Below are 21,367 nucleotides of genomic sequence, written 5' to 3' on the forward strand. Positions count from 1 at the left end.
CCCCCCCCCCCCCCCCCCCCCCCCCCCCCCGGGCCCGTCGAAGTGAGGGCACCGCCCCCGCGAACGGACGCCCCGCCCCGGGCCGCCTCCCGGCTCCCGGTCAGGGGGAGGAGGCCCCGCCCGGGTCCGTGGCGTCGCGGGCTCCGATTCCGGCGGCGTCGCGGACTCCGGTGGCGTCAGGGGCTCCGGAGCGGGAGTCCGTGGGCCGGGTGGCGCCCGGAACGGTCTCCGTGGGGCCGGGTGACTCGGGCACGGTCCCGCCGTGGCGCGCGTCCTGCGGGTCGGCGACCGGGGAGGAGGCGGTGACCGCCTCCGGAGCACGGCGCATCGGCATGGGACGCAGGTAGGTCAGGCTGCGCCAGATCCACTCCACCGGCCCCAGCCTGAAGCGCCCCAGCCACCAGCGGGCGAACAGGGCCATCACCACGAAGTAGACGGCGGCGACCCCGTACTGCGCCAGGAGCGGGATCTCGCCCTCGAACGGCTTCATGGTCAGCAGGAACACAGTGGTGCTGCCCAGGTAGACGGTGAGCGTCATCCGCCCCAGCGGGGCCAGGGCGCCCAGGGCGCGCCCCGCCGTCCGACCACGCGCGACCAGCCACCACACCAGGCCCAGGTAGATCAGGGCGCCGCCCAGGCCACTGAGGGCCGCCCCGAAGGAGGTCATCATGTCGGAGCCGGGGTGGATCACCGGCATGCCGTCCGCGTTCATCACGGGGACGCCGTCGGCGTCGAACTCCATGGGGAAGAACAGGTCCGAGCCGAACAGGAACAGCAGACCGAGCAGCTCCCCCACCAGCCCCGCGCCCACCATGCGCACCGGGAGCCGGGTGGGCTGGCCCTCGTGCTCCGGGGCCAACTCGGGCCTGCGGGCCAGCCACACGCCCACGCAGAAGAACCCGAGGGTCTGCGGGACGAGGGTGACCAGGATGCTCATTTCGTGGCCCGGGATCACCGTGCCGAGGGCGTACTCGATGACCGGGGCGGTGACGAACAGCGCCACCGCGAACCACAGCGGCCGAGTCCCCCGCCCCGCCAGCAGGAACGGCATCAGCGGAGCGAGCAACAGCGCGGCCAGCGAGTAGTGGACGAGGATGTCGCCGGAGAACACCAGCAGGTGGGGCACCCCGAAGAGCAGTCCCAGGAACACGTAGCGCCGCACCATGACGCTCATCGGGCGTCCCCCGCGCCGGGTCGCGGCCCGCCACGCCAGGACGGCGCCGACGCCCAGCAGCACCATGAGCAGCGCGCGGGCCTTGCCGGACATCAACAGGCCCAACGCCCCGTCGACGACCGAGGCGAGCGTGCTCTGCTCGATCACCCCGGCGCGCTCGGCGGGGAAGACGACGACGGTCACGTTCATCGCCACCACGCCGATCATCGCCAGCGCGCGGGTCACGTCCAGGAGCGGCATCCGGCGTCCGGGAACGCCCGTGGGCGTCCCCCCTGGCGGCGGTGCGGTGGCCGGGACTCCGGCCGGGGTCGATGCGATGGTCACTGGTTCCTCCTCTGGGTCACGGAACCAGCGTCGCCCGGCGGTCCGTCGCCGCACATCGACCGAAGAGCCGAACCCCGACGGGCCCGGGGTCAGCCTTTCGGCCCCTCCCCGCTCCCACCCCCGCCGAGCGTCGTTCCTTTGACCGATGCACGGCCGCCGGACCACGGCCTAACCTGGTCGGCATGCTCCACATCTCGGCTCTGACCAGGCTCGTCGCCACCGTTGACGGTCGGTCGCGGGCGCTTCCCCATCTTGTGGCGTTCGCCCTGACGGCGGGGACGCTCCTGCTGTGGGCCATCGACGTGCGGATGGCGGCGGATATCTCCACCCACCCGGACTGGCCCGGCCCGCCCTCCTCCGCGATGGACTTCGCGGGCTGCGTCTCCGGGGCGCTGTGCGTGCTCCTCGTCGCCCTGGTCGCGCGGCCCTCGGCCGGCCCCCTCGCGACCCTGGCCGCCGCAGTGGCCGGGCCCACGGCCGTGACGGTCGTGTCGGTGCTGCTCTGGCCGCTGCCCAAGGGAATCTTCGGCTACCCGATCACCATGTCCGAGGGCGTGGGGATGCTCGTGCTCCTGGGCCTGGCCGCGTACCGCTGCCGGGGCTGGCAGATCGCCGTGGCCGTGCTCATGACCTTCGGCGCCACCTACTCCGACTACCTGCGTGAGCCCTTCGACCTCGGCCCGTCCACCCCGTTGCTCGCGGTCGTGGCCGGGCTGGCCCCCGGCCTGTACCTGCGCTGGCGCCGGGCCGAGCGCACCGCCGACGTGGAGCGGGTCCGCGCGGCGGAGCGGCTGGCCATCGCCCGCGACCTGCACGACGTGGTGGCCCACGAGGTCACCGGGATCGTGGTGCAGACCCAGGCCCTGCGGCACATCGCGGAACGCGACCCGGGGGCGGTGCGGGCGGCCCTGCCGGAGATCGAGGCGGCGGGCACCCGGGCCCTGGAGTCGATGCGGGGGATGGTCACCCGCCTGCGGGACCCGGGCGAGGCCCCGCTGGCTCCCGGCCCCGCCGAGGGCCTGGACGCGCTCGCCGCCCCGGCCGCGCCCGGGCGGCCCGAGGTGGCCGTGCACGTGTCGGGGCCGGTCGCGGAGCTGCCTCCGGAGGTGGGCACGGCGGTGCTGCGGATCGCCCAGGAGTCGGTGACCAACGCGCTGCGCTACGCCCGGGGCGCCACCCGGGTGAGCGTGGTCGTGACGGCCCAGGAGCGCGAGGTGGAGCTGCGCGTCCAGGACGACGGCCGGGGCGCGGGCATCCCCGTGGGCGGCGGGCACGGGCTGGTGGGCATGGCCGAGCGCGCCCGCCTCCTCGGCGGTGACCTGACCGCGGGACCCGACGGCGTGGGGCAGGGTTGGACGGTGCGGGGAACCATCCCCGCCCAGCGCGGAGGGGAAGACCGGGGTTGACGACAGGGACGACGACGGGGACGACGATTCGGGTGCTGCTCGCCGACGACCAGCAGATGGTCCGGACGGGTTTCCGCTACATGCTCGACGCCGAGGACGGGATCACGGTGGTCGGGGAGGCCGGTGACGGGCTGACGGCGGTCCGGCTCGCTGAGGAGCTGCGCCCGGACGTGGTGCTCATGGACATCCGGATGCCGGGGATCGACGGGCTGGAGGCCACCCGTCGGCTGGCCGGTCCGGGCGTGGCCGACCCGCTCCGGGTGGTCGTGGTGACCACCTTCGACCTCGACGAGTACGTGCACGCCGCGCTGACCGGAGGCGCGGTGGGGTTCCTGCTCAAGGACGCGGGCCCGGCGCTCCTGATCGAGGCCGTGCGGGCCGCTGCGCGGGGCGACGCCATGGTCTCACCGCAGATCACCGTGCGCCTGCTCCAGCACTTCTCGACGGCCCGGGCGCCCCGGAGGGACCACACCGAGGGCGGGTTGACCGCGCGCGAGCTGGACATCGTGCGCACCGTCGCGCGGGGCCTCACCAACACCGAGGTCGCGGCGGAGCTGCACGTCACGGTGAGCACGGTCAAGACGCACCTGGCCCGCGTCCAGGAGAAGCTCGGCGCCCGCAACCGGGTGGAGGTCGCCGCCTGGGCGTACCGCAGCGGGCTGATGGACTGAGGGCCCCGCCCGCTTGACGAAAAAGTGAGCGGGTTCTGACCCGTGAGGTCCGTGTCGCCCCCGCGGGCACACCCACACCAACCGTGATGATCGGTGAGGAAATGGGCACCTGCGACACGACTGCGAGGAACGACCTATGGCCACCATGCGCGCGGCCCGGCTGAACATCACCGACCGGACCCTCACGGTCACCGACGTCCCCCGCCCCGCGCCGGGCCCCGGCCAGGTCCTCGTCCGGGTCCGGGCGGCGGGTGTGTGCCTGTCCGACGCCCACCTCGTCGACGGCTCCCTGACCCCCCTCCACCTCCGGGGCGACACCGTCACCCTGGGACACGAGGTGGCCGGGGTGGTCGAGGAGCTGGGCCCGGAGGTGTTCGACGTCGGGGTCGGGGACCGGGTGGCGCTCCAGGCCGGAGAGCACGACCGGCACGGCCGGTTGCTCACCCGGGGCGTGGACTACGACGGTGGGTGGGCCGAGTACGCGCTGGCCAGCGAGTCCACCCTGGTGCCCATCCCGGACGGACTGCCCTTCGAGCAGGCCGCGATCATCCCCGACGCCGTCTCCACGCCCTGGGCCGCCGTGACCGCCACCGGCGACGTGCGCCCGGCGGAGGCCGTGGCCGTGTGGGGGGTGGGCGGGCTGGGCGCGCACGCGGTCCAGCTCCTGCGCATGGTGGGCGCCGCCCCGATCATCGCCGCCGACCCCGACGAGCGGGCGCGTGCCCGCGCGCTGGACTACGGGGCGGACGTGGCCCTGGACTCCACGACACCGGACTTCCTCACCCGGATCGGCCAGCTCACCCACGGGCGGGGACTGGACGTCGCCTTCGACTTCGCGGGCGTGCCGATCGTGCGCGAGCAGGCCGTCCAGGTCCTCGGTGAGCACGGGCGCCTGGTGCTGGTCGGGCTGACCGACAAGCCGTTGGAGGTGCGCGACGGCACCCGGTTCAGCTACCTGCGTCAGCAGGTCCTCGGCCACTACGGGTCGGAACCGGAACACGTGGTGCAGTTGGTGGACCTGGTCCGGGCGGGCCGCCTGGAGTTCAGCCGCTCCGTCAGCGGGACGTTCCCCCTGGAGGAGGCGCCCCAGGCGGTCGACCGGCTGGAGAGGCGGACCGGCGCACCGGTCCGCCTGGTCCTCACGCCCTGAGGCCCCCGGGGCGGTCGGCTACCAGTTCGAGGGCCGGTAGTCCTTGAGGAAGCAGCCGTGCAGGTCCTCCCCGAGCTCCCCCCGCACGATGGGGTCGTACACGCGGGCCGCGCCGTCCTCCAGGTCGAGGGGCGCGTGGAACCCTTCGGCGGCGATCCGCACGCGGTCCGGGTGCGGCCGCTCGTCGGTGATCCACCCGGTGTCCACACTGGTCATGAGGATGCCGTCGGTCTCCAGCATCTCCTTGGCGCTGGTCCGGGTGAGCATGTTCAGCGAGGCCTTGGCCATGTTGGTGTGCGGGTGGCCGGGGCCCTTGTACCCGCGACCGAACACGCCCTCCATCGCGGACACGTTGACGATGTACGCGCGCCGCGCGGAGGAGGCGGCCATCGCCGGGCGCAGCCGGTCCACCAGCAGGAAGGGCGCGCTCACGTTGCACAGCTGCACCTCCAGCATCTCCACGGGGTCGACCCCGCCGATCCGCTGGGTCCAGCTGTTGACCGGTGCCAGGTCCGGCACGAGGCCGCCCGCGTCGATCGCCCCGGCCTGGTGCGCCCGGTCCGGGTGCGCCGCTCCGGTGGTCAGCGCCAGGGACGTGAGCATCTCCGGGGTCAGCGTGTGCGGTGGAACCTCGGCCACCTCGGACTCGGTGGCGCCCTCCAGCTCACGGGGGCGGACCCCGCCGAGCACCAGGGGTTCCGGCAGGCCCTCCCCGGTCAGCGGCTGGGCCTCGGCGGCGATCAGCGGGGCGTAGGAGCCCGGTGAGCGGCGCACGGTCTGCGCGGCGTTGTTGATGAGGATGTCCAGCGGCCCCTGTTCGGCCACCGAGTCGGCCAGCCGCACCACCTGGCCGGGGTCGCGCAGGTCGATGCCGACCACCCGCAGCCGGTGCAGCCACTGGTCGCTGTCGGGCATCGCGGCGAAGCGGCGCACGGCGTCGTTGGGGAAGCGCGTGGTGACGGTGGTGTGGGCGCCGTCGCGCAGGAGCCGCAGCGCGATGTACATGCCGATCTTGGCGCGGCCCCCGGTGAGCAGGGCCCGCCGCCCGGTCAGGTCGGTGCGGGCCTCGCGGCGCTGCCTGTTGAAGACGGCGCACTCCGGACAGAGCTGGTGGTAGAAGGCGTCGACCTCCTCGTACTTCTGCTTGCACACGTAACAGGGGCGGGCCTTGCGCAGCACCCCGGCGAGCTGTCGCCCGGGCTCCGCCGCGCCGTCCTCACCGGCGGCCAGGGCGCGGCTGGTCAGCGCGCGCCCGTTGGTCTCGTCGTCGATCCGGTCGGGGGCGGCCGTGGCGGTGGCGGCGAAGACGGCCTCGTCGTGGGCCCTGCGGGCGGCGTTGCGCTCCCTGCGCCGCCGCTCCTTCAGCGCCTTGAACAGTCGTGCGGTGCCCCGTTGGAGGGCCATGGAGTCGTCGTGGTCGGCGGGCAGGCCCTCCGCCTCCGCCAACACCTCCAGGCACACCCGAAGCCTGTCCGGGTCGATCCCGTCGACCGTGGTCCGCGTCACCGTTTCCGTCACCACTGCATCCCGCCGCTGATCCTGGTGGCCTCCTGCCGGGCCATCAGGAACCCTATGCGCACTCCGGGACCGGACGGTCGGGTGCGAAGGGGTCCGGGGAGCGGCGACCATGGGAGGTGAGTCAGCACTGGGAATCGACGCGTGGAGCCGGCGGCTCCACGGGCAGGGGGAGATCCGTGAGCCAGCAGACGCCCGCCGAGGACGGCGCGGAGCGCGAGTTCGTGGTCCTGCTGGACGAGGCCCACGAGCCGGTGGGTGTGGCCGACAAGGCCGTCGTCCACACCGAGGACACCCCGCTCCACCTGGCCTTCTCCTGCTACGTACGGGACCCGGAGGGTCGGGTGCTGCTCACTCGCCGCGCCCTCGGCAAGACCACCTGGCCCGGCGTGTGGACCAACGCGTGCTGCGGCCATCCCGCCCCCGGGGAGTCCATGGAGGAGGCGGTGCGCCGCAGGGTCCGCCAGGAACTGGGGATCGAGCTGACGGAGGTCACCGAGGCGCTCCCGGACTTCCGGTACCGCGCGGTGTCGGCCGAGGGGATCGTGGAGAACGAGTTCTGTCCGGTCTTCTGGGCCCGGACCGAGGACACTCCCGCCCCCGACGCGAACGAGGTCGCGGAGTTCACCTGGGCGGCCTGGCCGGACGTGGTCACGCTGGCCGACCGCACACCCTGGGTGATCAGCCCGTGGGCGGCGGAGCAGATTCCGCAGCTCAACGCCGCCCACTGACCCTCGGCGGAGGTACTCCGCGTTCCTTCACGAAACCCCTGCACATCGCGGCGGGGGAGGAACGACATAAGCTGGGACGATGTCGAACACATCCCCTGGCCCCGGGTGGTCCCCTGGTGGCTACGACCCCCGACAGAACCACGGCGATCACGGAGAGCGACGTCTGCCTCCGTATCCGCCGCACCACGCACCGCCCGGACCGCCTCCGCCGCAGCCGCCCGCGAAGCCCGCGAGCGACATCAGGCCCGGCGGGATCGGCTTCCTCCTCACGAACCTGCTCTCCTGCGGCGGACTCAGCGTGTTCGCCTTCGGCTACGTCGCGATCCGCCACAGGTCCGCCGTGGCGGGAATCCTCGCGGTGGTCTGCCTGCCCCTCCTGTTCGTCTTCGGCGGCAGCGCGGAGGACAGCCTCCTGGAGAACGTCAGCCTGGGCGTCCTCGTCGTCTACACCCTCTCCGCCACGGCCTACCTGTTCCACGACGTCTACAACCTGAACTCCAAGCGCAACCGGAGACTGCGCGGCGAACCGGACGGGCCCGCGTCCAACGGCCCGGCCCCCGCCTCCGCGTCCGGGAGCCGCGCGCACCAGGGCAACGCGGAACTCCGCGCGATGGCCGCCGACCGCGCGCTGCGCCGCGAGGAGGCCCGCGCCCTGCTCGTGGACGACCCCGCCCTGGCGCGTGAACTGGGGATCGGCCGACCCGACCTGCGCACCGGCTACGACGACGGGGGGCTCGTCGACCTCAACCGCGCGCCCGCCGAGGCGATCGCCGGACTGCCGGGCCTCACTTCCGAGCACGCCGACGCCCTGGTGGCCGCGCGGGAATCCGCCCCGTTCGTCTCGTTGCCGGACGCGCTGATCCGCGCCCAGCTGCCACCCCACCTGGAGGACGAGATCTCCGGTTACGCCGTCTTCTGAGCCCGGCGGCGGGGTAGGTACGCATCGCCAGCCCCCTCCGAGATGGAGCGCACCGCATGCCCCCTCACGCGCACGCCCCCGTCCGCCCCGCCGCCCTCGTCCTCGACGCCCTCGACACCCTCTTCCCCCTCGGACCGCTGGAGTGGCGCTTCCGCGAGGCGGGCATCCCCCGGGTGCTCATGACCCGCTGGTGCGACCACCTTCTGAGGGACGCGTTCGCGCTGTCCCTGCTGGGTGGCGAGCGGACCTTCGAGGACGTGGCGCGGGGCTCCCTGAGGGACATCACCGGACACCAGATCGCCCCGGCCGCCGAGGACGTGATCATCGACGGGCTCGGCCGCCTCGACCCCCGGCCCGAGGCTGCGACGGCGCTCTCGGCCGCCCACGAACGGGGCGTCCGGACGGCGGTGCTCGGCCACGGCGACGACGGACGGCTCCGCCCGCTGCTCGAACGCTCCGGGCTCGCGCTGGAACCACTCGCCGGGGTCGGGGGCACGTCGGCGTGGAAACCGGCCCGCGAGCCCTACCTCGCGGCCGCCCGGGAACTGGAGGTGCCCCCGGAGCGGCTGGGACTGGTCACGGCGCACGGCTGGGACGCGGCGGGGGGCCGCCGGGCCGGACTCGTGACTGGGTGGACGGCCCACCTGGAGGGGCGCTTCCCGTCCGTCTTCCCCCGCCCCGACGTCGAGGGACGGGACCTGCTCCAGACCGTGGAACGGCTCCTCGACCTCCCCGAGCCCGCCTAGGCGGTCACTCCTCCCAGCTCCGGTCGTACGCGGGGTGGCCCCGGTACACGGAGGCCAGGTACTTCACCGCGAGCCGCCAGGCCAGCAGCTCGGACCAGGGGTCACCGCCGACGTTCGGCACCGGGGCGGAGGGGTCGACGATACGCATGCTCGCGTCGTGCGCCTCGGTGTAGCCCCGGACGATCCCGCGTTTGGCCGCGACCTCGGCCAGCGCCCGTTCGCGGCCGCGTGAGCCCACGGGAACGGCCCTGGACGCGCGTTCGTCCTCGTCCAGGCGCGCGTTCAGGAACTCGACGATGGTCAACGGACCACTCCTCTTCTCTGCCCCCAAAGTCCCGTACGGGGTTCAGTATCCGGCAAACGTCCCCCTTCGGGCCACTCGGCACGATCCTCCCCACCCGTCACTCCTCCGGGCGGCCGCCCTCCTTGTCGCAGCCCTCGAACTGGGGCACGGACATGACCAGGTCCAGGTCGGTGTCGCCGAACCACTTGTCCAGGCTCGCCTCGGCCGCTCCGCTCTGGAACATCCCGTCGATCGCCCTGTTCACGGCCTCGCAGCCCGCCACGTCGCCCTTGGGCAGGCCCACCCCGTACCTCTCCTCGGTGAACGGGCTGTTCACGAACTGGAACGCGTCGGGGTCCTCGTCCAGGAACCCGGCGAGGATCAGGTCGTCCGTGGACACCGCGTCGATCTCGCCGTCCCTGAGCTGGTCGACGCAGTCGCTGTAGGTCCTCGGCTTCTTGACCTTCTCCACAGCGACGTCGAACTCCTCCTGGACCCGGATCGCGGAGTTGGAACCGTCTCCCTGACAGATCACCTTTCCCTCCAGATCGGCCACCCCCCGCACGCTCTGGTCCCCCTTCCGCACAAGGATGTCCTGTTTGGCCACGTAGTAGGGGCCCGCGAAGGTCACCTGGGTACCGCGCGCGGGGGTGATGGAGTAGGTCGCCACGACCATGTCCACCTGCCCCTCCCTCAGTCTCTTCTCACGCACGTCGGAGGTGATGGGCACGAAGTCGACGTCGCTGATCCCCAGTTCCTCGGCGATGTGGTTCGCCACGTCCACGTCGAACCCCTGGAACTCCCCGCTCTCGCCCTCCAACCCCACCCCGGGCTGGTCGGCCTTGACCCCGATCGTGACCGACTCCTTGTCGAGCAGGGACTCCACGGTCGGCTCCCCTCCCCCCGCCGCCGAGCAGGCGGTCAGCGCCAGGATCGCCACGCCGGACAGAGCCGCCACGGCCCTGCCCCGGCCTCCTCGCAACCACATGGTCCCGTTCCTCTCTCGGGGGGCTTCCTCGCGCACGGACGGTCCCGCGCCCGCCGGGCTCACCGGTACTCCGCCAATCGGGGTCGGACCCCCGCCACGACCAGGGCGAACAGCGCCAGAGTGCCGAGGGGAAGCCCCCAGGTCCACGGGGACAGGAGCGCCTGGCCCTTGCGAATGCCCTCCTCGTACTCGTTCCTGTGCGTCTCGGCCAGGGTGTCCAGGGCGTCCTCGTGCTGGCGGAACAGGCCGTCCTCGGTGTCCGCCACCTCCATGCGGATACCGATGGCCCCCGCCGCGTCGCCTTCGGCCGCGGCGGCGCGCATGCGCTCGTCCGCCTCCTGGACCGCGACGAAGGTGGTGAGCACCCTCCCGAGGGAGTCCTCTTCGCCCTCCAACAGCGCCTCCTGGGCGTTCCTCCCCAGATAACCGAGGGTGCCGGGGTCTCCCTCCGGATCGTCCTTGTCGGACCCGCGAGGCCCGGGCAGCGCCGGATAGGCGCCCGGGATCTCCCCGACCGCCTCGTAGTAGTTCGGCAACGTGCGGACGTTGCGGAACAGCACCTGCTGGGCCCGTTCCAGGTACACCTGTTGGTAGGTGTCGGCCCTCTCGTCGTCGATCAGGTACCGGCTCTGGTCGGCCTGCATGTCGGTGGCGATCGCCCCGGCCCGGGAGAGCGCCATGGCCGGGTCCAACCCGTCCTCCTTGGCGGCCACCTCATGCCCCTCGCTGCCCCCCAGTGCCAGAACGACCCCGGTGGTCAGCATCGCCGCACCGGCCGTCGCCACCAGCAGGGCGACGTTGAACCGGCGACGGAAGCGCACCCGCAGGTAGAGCTGGAGGGCCAGGAGCGACCCCACCGTCACCGCACCGGCGGCGCCGACCCACGCGCGCCCGGACGTCACCGTCAGCCGACCCTCCTCGTGGCTCTCGCGCACGATCGCCGACGACTCCAGCCCCAGGTTGAAGGCCTTGGGCAACAGTTCGGTGTGCATCAGCCGGGTGGCGTCCCGGTACGCCGCGAGCGCTTCGGGATCCACCTCGCCCGGCGGGGCCCCCGCGGCGTCGTTGGCCTGGAGCGCCCGCTCGGCCTCCTGGTGGTAGGCGCCGAGGTTGCTGAGGAGCGCGTGGACGTTCCTCTGCCCGTTGTCAGCGGCTCCCTCGCCCGCGTCGTCGCCCGTGTGCTCCTCGACGGCCCCCTCACGCGGGTCCTCGCCCCCTGTCAGGGAGACCACCTCCAGGAGGACCTCGTCGGCCCTCTCCCGGTTGAGGTCGTAACGACGCTGTGCGGCCTCGCGCCCGGAACCGAGGTCGCGGTCCGTGCCCATGAGCAGCATGTCCGCCACGCTGGCGTCCATGGCGGCCAGGTTCAGGTAGAGGCCCGTGGTGTTCAGGGCCTGTTGTCCGGCACCGTCGCCCAGGACGGCCAGGCCCTCACGGGCCTGGTTGAGGGTCACAGACGCGGAGCCGAACAGACCGGCGACGGTGACCACGCACAGCAACGTCAAGGCCCACACCCGGGCTGGGGTGGTCCGCGCCGACACGCGCACGCGCGGCCACCAGGCCCGGGTCCGTCGTCCGGGGGCCGGTGCGGGCGTGGGGTCGTGCTCGGATTCGGGGGGCATCAACGGGGTTCACCCCTTCTGGATGATGATGACGGTCCATGCGCCGACGTAGATCCGGTCGCTGTCATTCAGGGGGACCTCCACGTGGTGGGGGATGGGGTTGGCCGTCCCGTTGATGGTGGTCCCGTTGGTCGACCCGGGGTCGAGGAGCGACCAGGTGTCACCGGGGCGGGCCAGCAGGATCGCGTGGATGTGCGAGATCGCGGGGTCTCCCCCGGGCCCGCCGAGGTCGATCTCCGGGGTGAACCCCCTCGACCTGCTGTGCCGTCCGACGTGCACGCGGTCGCCCTGGAGACTCACCCGGCGCGGTCTTCCCCCCGCGGGGAAGACGATCCGGTTCGGGTCGAGCAGGCCCTGGTTGACCATGTACTGGTAGTAGGCGGGATCGGCCGCGACCACGGCACGCCAGCGCGAGCCCGGGACCGCGCCGTCGCGTGTGGAGCCGCGCCGGTGGTGGCTCCCGGACTGGGAGGCGAAGTCGTAGCCGCACTCCTCACAGAAGCGGCCCGCCCGGGAGGTGCCGCACTGCGGGCAGGGGCCTCCCCTGGTCGCCGGTCGGGGCCTGGGGGGTGTCCGGAGGGGTACGGGCGGGGTCGGGGGGTGGGCGGGGGTCGGTACGGACGGTGTCCGGAAGCGTAGTCCGCAGGTGTCGCAGAAGTCGTCGGCCGTGGTGTGGTGCCCCGATGGGCAACGCGGCATGGTCCCTCCTACCCGGGTCCGGGGGCGCCGCCGGGTCCCGGTCCGCCCGGGTCGGGTCGGGTCCGAACGGTCCGGGTCGAGTTGGTGTCGAGGGTCATCTCGTCGACCTTGTCGACACTGGTCCTGAGCCGGACCGTCCCGGTGGCCGCGTCGACGACGTCGACCACGCGGTCGAGGAGCCTCGCGGTCTCCTCGTTCCCCGACTCGTGTGCGAGAGCGACAGCACGGCCCAGCCTGGTGGTGGCGGTCGCGTCGTCCCCCTCGCGACGGGCGTCCAGCCCGTCCTGGATCGCCTGGGCCAGTTCGACCTGGCCGGTGTAGTGGGCCACCCGGGGGTTGATCCCGGTGACCCTGGCCTCGTCCGACGTCCACTCGGCGAGGATGTTCCCGGAGGCGAGGACCTGCTCCTGGGCGCCGCCCTCACCGGGCAGCACCACCCGGACCCAGCCCGCGCGCAGCTGGCGGCCGGGGTCGCCCGGCGGCACCTCCACGCACACGTGGTAGTCGCGGCTCTCCGTCCCCCAGGAGCCGGTGGGGTAGTCCCCGGCACGGGTGACCCGCTCCACCGCGCGGTGGGTGAGGTCCTGGACGGTGGGCGCGACCTGTTTCACGTAGCGCACCACGGCGTTCGGCGGGGTCCACAGGCGCAGCGCCACGTCGGCCACCGCCTTGCCCATGGAGGCCTGGGCCATCGCCCGGAAGTCGGCCTCCAGGTCGGCGGGGTCGGCCACGATGCCGGGGCCGCCACCGAGGAGGGCGGCGTCGATGCGGCGCAGCTCCTCCACCTTCCAGTCGGTGCCGACACCACGGCAGTCGCAGACGAAGCTGCCCGCGACCCGCTGGAGGACCCGGTCGAAGACGTCGGGCACCTCGTTGTTCTGGCCGTCGGTGAGCAGGATGGCGTGCCTGATGCCCCCGCCGGCGGTGTCGAAGAGCTCCGCGGCCCTGAGCAGCCACGCGCCCATCCGCGTTCCGCCGTCCGCGCGCAGCCGTCCCACGGCCGCCAGGGCCTCCGCCCTGGTCGAGGCGTCCGCCTCCGCCAGGTGGACGCCGTCGGGGTAGATCATCTCGGCCTCGCGGTGCCCGGCGACCACGGCGAAGCGGACCCCGTCGCGCAGGGTCTCGACGGCCGCGCGCGCCGCCCGCTTGGCCGCGTGGATCTTCTCGCCGTACATCGAGCCGGAGGTGTCGACGATGATCACCTCCGAGGCCGGCACGGACGACCCCGCCCCCACCGGGCCGTCCGAAGTCACGCTCACGACGGCGTGCACCTCGGTGCCGCCCAGCGGCAGGTACGGGTTCTGGTCGACCTCGACGCGGAACCCGGGCCCGGCGGAGCGTTCAGACGCGTTCGGCACGGGGACCCCCCTGGTCGGCGGGCACGGGGATGACGACGACGGTGATGTTGTCCTTGCCTCCGGCCTCCAGCGCGAGGCCGACGTAGGAGCGGGCCGCCTCCCCGGGCGCGCTCGACGCCCCCGGCACCGCCTCGGCCAGGTCCCGGGCCTCCGGGTAGTAGTTCCACAGGCCGTCGCTGCACAGCAGGATCGCGCCGGGGCCGGTCGGGGTGACCGTCGAGACGTGCGCGTCGATCTCCCCGGAGTCCGCTCCCATCCAGGCGATGAGCGCGTGGGCGTTGGCCGAGCGCATCGCCTCCTCGCGGGAGAGGGCACCCATCTGCACCATCGCCTCGCTCCACGAGTCGTCCCGGGTGAGCAGGGCGGAGGCACTGGAGGCGGGCCCGCCGGAGATCCAGTAGGCGCGGCTGTCACCGACCCAGCCGAGCGTGACCGCTCCGGTGCGCGGGTCCAGCACGGCCGACACGAAGGTGCAGGCCGGCGCGGAGCTGGGCGATTCGGCGATCGCGGCCACCGCCTCGGCGGCGCGGGTCATCGCCGTGGCGGTGGCCTCGCGCGGGTCGGCTCCCCGGCGTACGCGTTCGACGAGCACGGTCGCGCCCGTCTCCGCGGTGACCCGGGAGGCCTCGTCGGAGCGGGGTGAGCTGGAGACCCCGTCACAGACCACGGCCACGACGGTCCCCGCGGCGTGCGGAGCGTCGTCCTCGACGACCCGGATCGCCATCGCGTCCTCGTTGCGTCTGTGCCGCAGGCCCCGGTCACTGACCCCGAAGGCCCGCCGGGCACGCACCTCGACGTGGTCCCGGCCGGTGGGCTGGAGGAAGCCGCACCTCCCGCAGTACCCGTCCACCACGTGTCCGGGGCACCACACGCACAGGCCGGGGTCGTCCACGGCGACCGGTCGGGTCCCCTCCGTGGGCGGCGGCCAGGCGGGGACCGCGCTCGGCGGTGGCGTCGGTGCGGCGGGCACCGAGGCCCGCACCACCGGCTGGGTGGTCCGGGAGTCGGGGGGTTCGGGGACGGAGCCGTGCAGGCTCACCTGGGGTGCCGTCGGCGCGCCCTCCGACGGGACCAGCCCGGGGCGCTCGAGCGTCACCGTCTCGTCCTCCGGGGAGACCTCCCTACGAAAGGTCCCGGACATGCTCGCCTGGGGCGCCGTGGGGACGCGGTCGGGTGTGCGGCCCGCCCCCGCTCCGGAGCGCACGTCGGCCGGGAGGGTACGCCCGCAGCCCTCGCAGTAGAGGTCGCCCTCCGACACCGTCTCGGCGCAGGCAGGGCAGGTCCGTACCTCGGTCATCGCCGTTCCTTCACTTCTCACAGCAGTGTCACGGGGCGGAGGGAGTTCGCCCTGTCGATCAGCTCGTAGCGTTCCGCCAGCCGACCGGAGCGGTGGGCCAGGGCCCGGTACCGCCGCTCCAGGTTGGCGCGGACGCCCTCCTCGGTGAAGTCCCCGCCGAGGAGCCGTCGGTCGCCCGTGTCCCCGCCGCCCGCGCGCAGCCAGCCCAGCGCGGCTTCGAGGACCCGGGCGGCGAGCCGGTCGGCGGACTCGCTGTCCAGCCCGATCCGGTCGAGCCGTTCCCCGGCGCGCACGTGGTCGGCGCCGTCGGTGGCCCCGGTCGCGAGGGTGGCGATCAGCGCGGTCTGCGCGTGCACGTACAGACTGGACAGCTCGGGCACGGCGTCCAGGACCCGGATGGCGGCGGCCCGGTCGCCCTGGGCCAGCCTGACCCTGGCCAGCCCGAAGGCGGCGCTCACGTACGAGTGGTCGGTGGACCACACCGTGGAGTACTGACGGGCGGCGGTCTCCAGGTCCCCGGTCTGCTCACAGGCCAGCGCCAGGCCGAGTTTGGGCGCCACCTCCCCGGGGAGGTGGTCGTAGAGCTCGTCGAAGTGGCCACGGGCCCCCTCGAAACCGCCCATGCTCAGCTCGGTGACGGCGAGGTACCACATGGTCCGCCAGTCGCCGGGGGCCGCCGTGCCGAACTGCTGGAGCGTGTCCAGGGCCTCGTGGTACTGGCCGACCGTGATCAGGGCCCGGACCAGCCTCAGCAGTGTCTCGGGGCTCGGGGCTCGGGCGGCCCGCAGGGTCGGGATGAGTTCGGCCGGGGACATGCCCTCGAGGCTGCCCAGGAGCTGTGCGGCCGGGTCGGCCTGGTCGATGAGCGGGGCGGGCAGCAGCCTGGCGGACTCGCCGGGCGGCGGCGGGCTCAGCATGCGGTCGGCGTCGTGCCTCCCCACACCCGAGACGAGGGTGAAGCTCTCGCCGCCGAAGAGCACCGAGGCCGCCGGGTGCGGGGCGCCCTCGACGTCGGACAGGACCTCGCGGAGCACACCGGTGAGCTGTTCGGCCATGTCCCCGGCGTCGTGGAAGCGTGCCTCCGGGTCGATGCTGGTGGCCCGGCGCAGGAAGCGGTCGTAGGACTCGTACCGCTGGAGGAGGGGCACCTCGTGCCGCGCCGGGATGCTGTGCGGGTGCTGCCGCATGAATCCGAACTGGAAGCTGAGCACGGCCAGGGCCCGGCCGACCGAGTAGAGGTCGGCGCTCACCGTGGGGCCCGGTCCGCGCAGCTCGTCCTCGGGCACCCGGTAGCCGGGGGTCGTGTAGACGGGGCTGAGTGTGTCGTCCATGCGCCGGACGCCGCCGAGGTCGATGAGCTTGATCAGCTCCTCGCTCTGGATGACGTTGTCCGGCTTGAAGTCGCAGTAGAGCAGGCCTCTGGAGTGCAGGTAGCCGAGGGCGCGCAGACACTCCAGGCCGTAGGCGATCACCTGCCCCAGGGGGAGGACCTCGTCGGCGGATCCGTTCTCCCGGCGTTCGACGAGCAGCTGCCGCAGGGACTTGCCGCCCACGTACTCCATGACGATGTGGCCGCCGGGGATGCCGGTGCGCGGGTCCGGATGCTGCGAGAAGTTGATGATCTTGACGATGTTGGGGTGCTCGACCTCGGAGAGGAACGCGCGCTCCGCCGCGGCCGCCTTGTGCGCCTCGGCGTCACCGGCGTTGAGCAGGCCCTTGAGGACCACCCAGCGGTTGTTGACGTTGAGGTCCCGGGCCAGGTAGATCCAGCCGAGGCCGCCGTGGGCCAGACAGCCGACCACCCGGTACTGGCCGCCCACCACGTCACCCGCGACCAGCTTGGGAGTGAAGGAGAAGTGGGTGCCGCACTGGCGGCAGAACCCCTCGGTGCGGCCCGGCTGCTCGCCGCGCGACCGGCCGACCCTCTCGGAGCAGTTGCCGCAGAACCGGTTCTTCTCCGACACGACCGGGTTGGTCATGATCGCCTCGGAGGGGTCGTGCGTCGGGACCAGGGGGACCCGGATCAGACCGGCGCCGAGCATGCCGCGCCGGGCACCACGGCCGGAGCCGTCGGCCTCGGCGGCGGACGTGCCGAGGGTTCCGGAGCCGGACGGCCCGGACCGCCCGGACAGGCGGATGTCACCCGAGCCGATCGGGTGGGAGTGCACGGTGTCGCTGCCGGAGCCCCGTGAGGAACCTCCTGAGGAGGAGGCCCCGGACGTGGGTCCGGAGGTGGGACCGGACGACGCGCGGGAGCCACCCGAGCGCCGCCGCGGGCCGGGCGCGCGGTGGGGCGCCCCGAAGGAGGGCTGGGTCCGCTCGTCCCGGGGGTCCGGGGTCCGGACGGCGGGGCCCCGCGCGACGCCCACCGGCTGGCGCGGCGCCGATGGGTCGGGCGAGGAGGACGCACGTACGTCCACGGGAGCCAGGCCGCACACCACGCAGAAGCCGTCCTCGATCCGGCCCTCGCAGTCGGGGGAAGTGCACATCGTCATCTAGGTCACACCACCATCGGTCTCGGCGTCAGACGCTCCGACGCCGGGTGTGGTTCCGCCCTCCGGGGGTTCGCTTCCCGCGAGTTCGCCGAGCGACCGCTGGTAGGCGTTGAGGGCCCTGGCGGCCTCCCCCAGGTCACAGGGGGCCTTCCACAGCTCTTCGTGCGCGCGGCCGTGGAGCCCGGCGAGACGTTCGTGCTCGGCCAGGCCGAGGCGGACCGCGCGGGCGCGGTACGAGTCCAGGAGGCCGCGGAGCTCGGCCCGGCGCGCGAAGAGCTCCGACAGGTCCTCCTCGCACGCGTGGGCGGCGTCGCTGGCCTGGTGCACCGCGTGCTGGACCCGGCCCAGCCGGGTGCCGAGTTCCCGCCAGTCGCCTCGGGAACGCAGGACGTCCATCTCCGTGAGGTCGGCGCGCAGCCCCGGGACCGGGTCGGGGACGTCGGGGGCCGCGGGAGCGGAGATCTTGGCGACGACCCTCGCGCGCAGTCCACGGGCGTGGCGCAGGACCTGTTCGACGTCGTCGATGGCCGAGACCAGGTGGGCGACGCTCTGGGTGTAGGAGTCGCGCATCCTCAGCGCGTCGCGGAGCTCGCCCCGGGTGCGGACCAGGAGACCCCGCAGGCGGCCCAGCGACGAGGTGTCCACGCGCGTGCCGACGACCAGGGACAGCGGGTCCCGGCGGACGGTCTCCCCCACCCGGACGAGCTGTTCGCGCAGCTCCTCGTGCTCGTCCTCGTCCAGCTCCACCTGGTCGGAGAGGGTACAGACCTCCTGCCACATGGTCTCGAGCTCCGCGAGCCGGGGGTGCAGGACGTCCCAGGCGGTCTCCACCGCCGAGACGACCTCCGTGGCGGCCTCGTAGTCGGAGGCCATCCGCGCGACGGCGTCGGCCGTGGTGAGCCGTTCGACGTCGGGGTCGAGCAGACCGCGGTCGCCCGGGGAGCCCGCCTCCAGCGGCAGGGTGACGGACGCGCCCCGGAGCAGGAAGGCCAGCTCGTTCTGCGGATCCTCGCCACCGCGCTCGCGGACGTGGATCGCGCGCTCCACCACGAGCGCGAACGCGTCGTGCACCGTCCACAGCCGACGGAGGCGGACGTCGGCGCGCTCCCACCGCTCACGGGTCCCACCCACGAGGTCGGCGTCCCTGAGCAGCTGGTACCCCACGTGCTGCTCCAGGTCGGCGAGACGGATCCTGATGCGGTCCGCGTCACCCCGCACGCCGTTGAGAGCGTGGTCGAGCACCTCCCAACTCATCGGCGTCGCACCCGGCTCCGCGTCCCACCCCACCCGTCGATTCACCTCCAGCGGTCCGTGAGCCGCCCCGTCTTCTCCTCTGGTCTAGGACAAGAGTGTGGCCGCGCCCACCCGGAACCACAAGGGACTCCGGGGTTTACGGCCACGAGCGGCCACAAAAGCAACAGACATGTCATCTCAGGCATCCCGTGCCGTGGGTACGACAGGGGCATGGACAGAACAGAGGAAGAGTTCCCCGGTATCGGTGCCCCGGCCCGCAGGGCCCTGAACCGGGCCGGGTACACGCGTCTGGAGCAGTTGGACGGCGTGAGCGAGACCGACCTGCTGCGGCTGCACGGCATGGGCCCCACCGGGACCGACATCCTGAGCGATCTCCTGAACGCCCGGGGCATGTCCCTGGAGCCTTAGGCCGAGTTTTGTGGATCATTCCGCGCTCGCGTTGCCAGGCTGCCTCTCGCCGCGCCGACGAAGCTCGGACAGCCAACCCCGGGCGGGCCCCGCTGTGCGAAGCTGCGGAGCTTGCGTAGCAGCGCACAGTAGGGGCAGCTTCACTCATCGTCTTGCGAGAGATGGCCTGGCGGCCGCTCGCATCGATGGCGGCTCCGCCGCCACCGGCGAAAGCATCCACAAAACACGGCCTAGGCGTGTGGATCCAGGTGGTCGAGGAGGAACCGGGCCCGGTCGACGACGGGGACGCGGGGGAGGGTGACCAGTTCGTATCCGCAGTCGGGGTAGGCGGCGCACATCGCCTCGAAGGTCCGTTCGGCCTCCTCGGAGGACTGGTGCCGCTCGGCGTCACCGGAGAAGATCTCCGGCCAGGGCGGCGCGACGAACACCGTGCGGCGGTAGCGGAACCTGCGGGTGGCCTCCCACAGGTGGTCGGGGACCGGCAGTCCGCGCAGACGGTGGTAGCCGACCAGGTCGGGCACGCCCCGGTCGCACAGGACCAGCCCGTCGTGCCCGGCGGCCTCACGGTGCGAGCGCATCTCCCACGCCAGCATGAGCTCGGCGAAGAGGGTGTCGTCCCGCCAGGCCAGGCCGGGGCCGTCGATCTCCCGCTGGTCGCGGATGATCGCGCGGCCCGCCTCGACCGTGCGCCGGTGGCCGAGCCCGGCCAGGTGGTCGATCAGCGTCGTCTTGCCCGAGCCCGGGCCGCCGGTGACGACGACGAGGTGGTCCATGGTGGTTCCTCCTGATGAGCGCGGCCGGTGAGGAGCGGCCGCGGGGTGGACGGAGTGGAACGACACGGCGGTGCGCCGGTCCCGAGGGACGTGGCGCACCGCCGTGACGGAGGGGTGGGGCCGGAGGCTACGCGGTGGCCTCGGCCTCGACGAGGTCGGCTGCGTACGAGGTACCACCGTTCCGGAGCCGGGCACTGATCGCGGCCAGGCGCGCGGCCACCTCCGGGTCCGACGTGAGGTCCAGCAGGGCCGCGCGCAGCGCCTCGGGGGTGGCGTCGGCGGAGTCGATCCTGCGGGCGACCCCGGCCGCCTGGAGACGGTCGGCGTTGTCGAAGCCGTCGGTCGCCTGGGGCACCGCGATCATCGGCGTCGCCGTGTACAGGCCCTCGCTGGAGCCGCCCATCCCCGCGTGGGTGACGAAGGCGTCCGCCTGGCGGAGGACGTCCAGCTGCGGCACCCAGGGGTGCACCTCGACGTTGGCGGGCACCTCCCCCAGCTCCTCGGCCGAGACGAACCGGCCGACCTGGAGCACCACGTGCCAGCCGGGCAGGTCACCGAAGGCCCGGACGCACGCGCGGTAGAAGTCGGGCAACCGGGTCAGGGCCGAACCCATGGACACCAGCAGCACCCTGGCGGCCCCCTCCGGCCGCCGCCAGGCACCCTGGTCCTCGCGGGCCCCCAGGCACGGCCCCACGAAGGTGACCGTGTCCGCGACGGTGTCCGCGAAGGGCTGCATCTCGCGCGGAATCAGGGCCAGGGCCCGGTCCGGGGCCCCGGCGAAGGTCGCGTGGTCCAGCCCCGTGACGCCGTTCTCGGCCAGCCAGGCGTCGAACTTCGCGAAGTGATCGGCCGCTCCGGGCAGCCCGCGCAACCACTCCATCACGGTGTCCCCGTGGTCGGCCCAGGCCACGTAGGTCGGGGAGAGCTGCACGGAGGGGATGTCCCAGGCGATGCCCAGGACCCGGGCGGCGTACCCGCCGATGTCGTACAGGAACAGGTCGGGCCGGTCGTGGTCGTAGGCGTCCCGCAGGACCGGCAGCGCGTTGATCGCGTCGTCCAGGAAGGTGTCCATCCCCTCGACGGGATCCTCCGGCCACTCCTCGTCCCCGGTGGGCAGCGTGGTGGTGAAGCGGACGAGTTCGGCACCGGTCGAGGCGATCAGCTCACCGAGTCCGTCCACGGGGTCGTTGGCGTAGGTGACGCGGTGGCCCCGGACGACCAGTTCCCGGATGATCTCCAGGCTGGGCAGGACGTGGCTCACGGCGGGCACGCCGACCATGGCGATGTGAAGGCGGCGGGTCAAGGTACTTCTCCAGGGGTCGTCTACGGGTAGGGGTGAGGGGCGCCGGTCCCAGAGGGCGGCGCGGAGCGTCGGGGACGCCCGGTCCTAGCCGTAGATCTGCTGGAAGTACATGCGGGCCAGGTTAGGGCAGTCCTCCCCGGGCGTCCAGCGGTTTTCGCGCGGCGCTGGCGGAGCACCGGGAGCTCCCGGCATGGCGGAAGGAGGGGGGGGGGGGGGGGGGGGGGGGGGGGGGGGGGGGGGGGGGGGGGGGG

Annotated in this window: 19 protein-coding genes; 7 read left to right on the forward strand and 12 right to left on the reverse strand. The window is 73.2% G+C overall.

The genetic code is table 11. From position 1 onward, the window contains the following. Positions 1-100: 100 nt before the first annotated feature. Complete coding sequence (locus ACRWK8_RS26010; protein ID WP_378738996.1) at positions 101-1,498, reverse strand: DUF418 domain-containing protein; 1,398 nt, start codon at positions 1,496-1,498, stop codon at positions 101-103. Between the two features lie 182 nt (positions 1,499-1,680). Here ACRWK8_RS26010 and ACRWK8_RS26015 point away from each other — a divergent pair, with 182 nt between their 5' ends. The 3 genes from ACRWK8_RS26015 to ACRWK8_RS26025 all read left to right on the forward strand — a co-directional run bounded on the left by ACRWK8_RS26015 (position 1,681) and on the right by ACRWK8_RS26025 (position 4,725). Further along, positions 1,681-2,904 carry a sensor histidine kinase gene (locus ACRWK8_RS26015; protein WP_378738998.1) on the forward strand — a complete coding sequence of 408 codons (1,224 nt, stop codon included), beginning with the start codon at positions 1,681-1,683 and terminating at the stop codon, positions 2,902-2,904. After that, a complete protein-coding gene (locus ACRWK8_RS26020; protein WP_378739001.1) occupies positions 2,901-3,575 on the forward strand; it encodes a response regulator in 675 nt (224 codons plus the stop codon). The genes ACRWK8_RS26015 and ACRWK8_RS26020 overlap by 4 nt, the downstream gene beginning before the upstream one ends. Positions 3,576-3,711: 136 nt before the next feature. After that, complete coding sequence (locus tag ACRWK8_RS26025) at positions 3,712-4,725, forward strand: zinc-binding dehydrogenase (RefSeq protein WP_378739004.1); 1,014 nt, start codon at positions 3,712-3,714, stop codon at positions 4,723-4,725. 18 nt (positions 4,726-4,743) lie between these two features. On the opposite strand, the gene ACRWK8_RS26030 is transcribed toward ACRWK8_RS26025, so the two are convergent. Further along, entirely contained in the window at positions 4,744-6,243 is a 1,500-nt protein-coding gene (locus ACRWK8_RS26030; RefSeq protein ID WP_378739006.1) for an SDR family NAD(P)-dependent oxidoreductase, read from the reverse strand. Between the two features lie 176 nt (positions 6,244-6,419). Here ACRWK8_RS26030 and idi point away from each other — a divergent pair, with 176 nt between their 5' ends. From idi to ACRWK8_RS26045, 3 genes are all read left to right on the forward strand, one after another. Then, positions 6,420-6,971, forward strand: coding sequence for an isopentenyl-diphosphate Delta-isomerase (gene idi, locus ACRWK8_RS26035; RefSeq protein WP_352388374.1), 552 nt, complete (start codon positions 6,420-6,422; stop codon positions 6,969-6,971). A 79-nt stretch (positions 6,972-7,050) separates the two neighbouring features. Then, positions 7,051-7,890: a type II secretion system protein GspK gene (locus ACRWK8_RS26040; RefSeq protein WP_378739009.1), complete on the forward strand. Its 840-nt coding sequence runs from the start codon at positions 7,051-7,053 to the stop codon at positions 7,888-7,890. A 56-nt stretch (positions 7,891-7,946) separates the two neighbouring features. Then, a complete protein-coding gene (locus ACRWK8_RS26045; protein WP_431873149.1) occupies positions 7,947-8,636 on the forward strand; it encodes an HAD family hydrolase in 690 nt (229 codons plus the stop codon). Between the two features lie 4 nt (positions 8,637-8,640). On the opposite strand, the gene ACRWK8_RS26050 is transcribed toward ACRWK8_RS26045, so the two are convergent. From ACRWK8_RS26050 to ACRWK8_RS26085, 8 genes are all read right to left on the reverse strand, one after another. Then, positions 8,641-8,940: a DUF6221 family protein gene (locus ACRWK8_RS26050; protein WP_378739013.1), complete on the reverse strand. Its 300-nt coding sequence runs from the start codon at positions 8,938-8,940 to the stop codon at positions 8,641-8,643. A gap of 97 nt (positions 8,941-9,037) precedes the next feature. Further along, a complete protein-coding gene (locus tag ACRWK8_RS26055; RefSeq protein WP_378739016.1) occupies positions 9,038-9,907 on the reverse strand; it encodes a glutamate ABC transporter substrate-binding protein in 870 nt (289 codons plus the stop codon). Positions 9,908-9,966: 59 nt separating this feature from the next. After that, a complete protein-coding gene (locus ACRWK8_RS26060) occupies positions 9,967-11,529 on the reverse strand; it encodes a GlnX family signal transduction membrane protein (RefSeq protein WP_431873150.1) in 1,563 nt (520 codons plus the stop codon). A 9-nt stretch (positions 11,530-11,538) separates the two neighbouring features. Next, entirely contained in the window at positions 11,539-12,228 is a 690-nt protein-coding gene (locus tag ACRWK8_RS26065; RefSeq protein WP_431873151.1) for an FHA domain-containing protein, read from the reverse strand. 8 nt (positions 12,229-12,236) lie between these two features. Further along, the gene (locus ACRWK8_RS26070; RefSeq protein WP_431873152.1) at positions 12,237-13,586 is read right to left on the reverse strand and encodes a vWA domain-containing protein; all 1,350 of its coding nucleotides are present in this window, start codon (positions 13,584-13,586) and stop codon (positions 12,237-12,239) included. Further along, entirely contained in the window at positions 13,570-14,883 is a 1,314-nt protein-coding gene (locus ACRWK8_RS26075) for a PP2C family protein-serine/threonine phosphatase (protein ID WP_378739024.1), read from the reverse strand. Before ACRWK8_RS26075 ends, ACRWK8_RS26070 begins: the two co-directional genes overlap by 17 nt. A 17-nt stretch (positions 14,884-14,900) precedes the next feature. Further along, positions 14,901-17,378, reverse strand: coding sequence for a serine/threonine-protein kinase (locus ACRWK8_RS26080; protein WP_378739026.1), 2,478 nt, complete (start codon positions 17,376-17,378; stop codon positions 14,901-14,903). Then, a complete protein-coding gene (locus tag ACRWK8_RS26085) occupies positions 17,379-18,632 on the reverse strand; it encodes a hypothetical protein (RefSeq protein ID WP_431873153.1) in 1,254 nt (417 codons plus the stop codon). It lies immediately after the preceding gene. 210 nt (positions 18,633-18,842) lie between these two features. Between ACRWK8_RS26085 and ACRWK8_RS26090 the strand changes: the two genes are divergently transcribed. Beyond that, on the forward strand, positions 18,843-19,040 hold the full coding sequence (locus ACRWK8_RS26090) for a helix-hairpin-helix domain-containing protein (RefSeq protein ID WP_378739030.1): 198 nt from the start codon (positions 18,843-18,845) through the stop codon (positions 19,038-19,040). A gap of 230 nt (positions 19,041-19,270) precedes the next feature. Here the strand turns inward: ACRWK8_RS26090 and ACRWK8_RS26095 are convergent, their stop codons facing one another. Further along, complete coding sequence (locus ACRWK8_RS26095; protein ID WP_378739032.1) at positions 19,271-19,813, reverse strand: AAA family ATPase; 543 nt, start codon at positions 19,811-19,813, stop codon at positions 19,271-19,273. 127 nt (positions 19,814-19,940) lie between these two features. Continuing rightward, entirely contained in the window at positions 19,941-21,092 is a 1,152-nt protein-coding gene (locus tag ACRWK8_RS26100) for a macrolide family glycosyltransferase (RefSeq protein WP_431873154.1), read from the reverse strand. Between the last annotated feature and the right edge of the window lie 275 nt (positions 21,093-21,367).

The organism is Nocardiopsis eucommiae (assembly GCF_965344335.1).
Classification (GTDB): domain Bacteria; phylum Actinomycetota; class Actinomycetes; order Streptosporangiales; family Streptosporangiaceae; genus Nocardiopsis; species Nocardiopsis eucommiae.

Excerpts from the sequence above, each read along its gene's own strand:
- ACRWK8_RS26045 (WP_431873149.1), top strand. The coding sequence starts at position 7,947 with ATGCCCCCTCACGCGCACGCCCCCGTCCGCCCCGCCGCCCTCGTCCTC.
- ACRWK8_RS26025 (WP_378739004.1), top strand. The coding sequence starts at position 3,712 with ATGGCCACCATGCGCGCGGCCCGGCTGAACATCACCGACCGGACCCTC.
- ACRWK8_RS26040 (WP_378739009.1), top strand. The coding sequence starts at position 7,051 with ATGTCGAACACATCCCCTGGCCCCGGGTGGTCCCCTGGTGGCTACGAC.
- ACRWK8_RS26100 (WP_431873154.1), bottom strand. The coding sequence starts at position 21,092 with ATGGTCGGCGTGCCCGCCGTGAGCCACGTCCTGCCCAGCCTGGAGATC.
- ACRWK8_RS26055 (WP_378739016.1), bottom strand. The coding sequence starts at position 9,907 with ATGTGGTTGCGAGGAGGCCGGGGCAGGGCCGTGGCGGCTCTGTCCGGC.
- ACRWK8_RS26075 (WP_378739024.1), bottom strand. The coding sequence starts at position 14,883 with ATGACCGAGGTACGGACCTGCCCTGCCTGCGCCGAGACGGTGTCGGAG.
- ACRWK8_RS26080 (WP_378739026.1), bottom strand. The coding sequence starts at position 17,378 with ATGACGATGTGCACTTCCCCCGACTGCGAGGGCCGGATCGAGGACGGC.
- ACRWK8_RS26085 (WP_431873153.1), bottom strand. The coding sequence starts at position 18,632 with ATGAGTTGGGAGGTGCTCGACCACGCTCTCAACGGCGTGCGGGGTGAC.
- ACRWK8_RS26015 (WP_378738998.1), top strand. The coding sequence starts at position 1,681 with ATGCTCCACATCTCGGCTCTGACCAGGCTCGTCGCCACCGTTGACGGT.
- ACRWK8_RS26065 (WP_431873151.1), bottom strand. The coding sequence starts at position 12,228 with ATGCCGCGTTGCCCATCGGGGCACCACACCACGGCCGACGACTTCTGC.
- ACRWK8_RS26060 (WP_431873150.1), bottom strand. The coding sequence starts at position 11,529 with ATGCCCCCCGAATCCGAGCACGACCCCACGCCCGCACCGGCCCCCGGA.
- ACRWK8_RS26090 (WP_378739030.1), top strand. The coding sequence starts at position 18,843 with ATGGACAGAACAGAGGAAGAGTTCCCCGGTATCGGTGCCCCGGCCCGC.
- ACRWK8_RS26095 (WP_378739032.1), bottom strand. The coding sequence starts at position 19,813 with ATGGACCACCTCGTCGTCGTCACCGGCGGCCCGGGCTCGGGCAAGACG.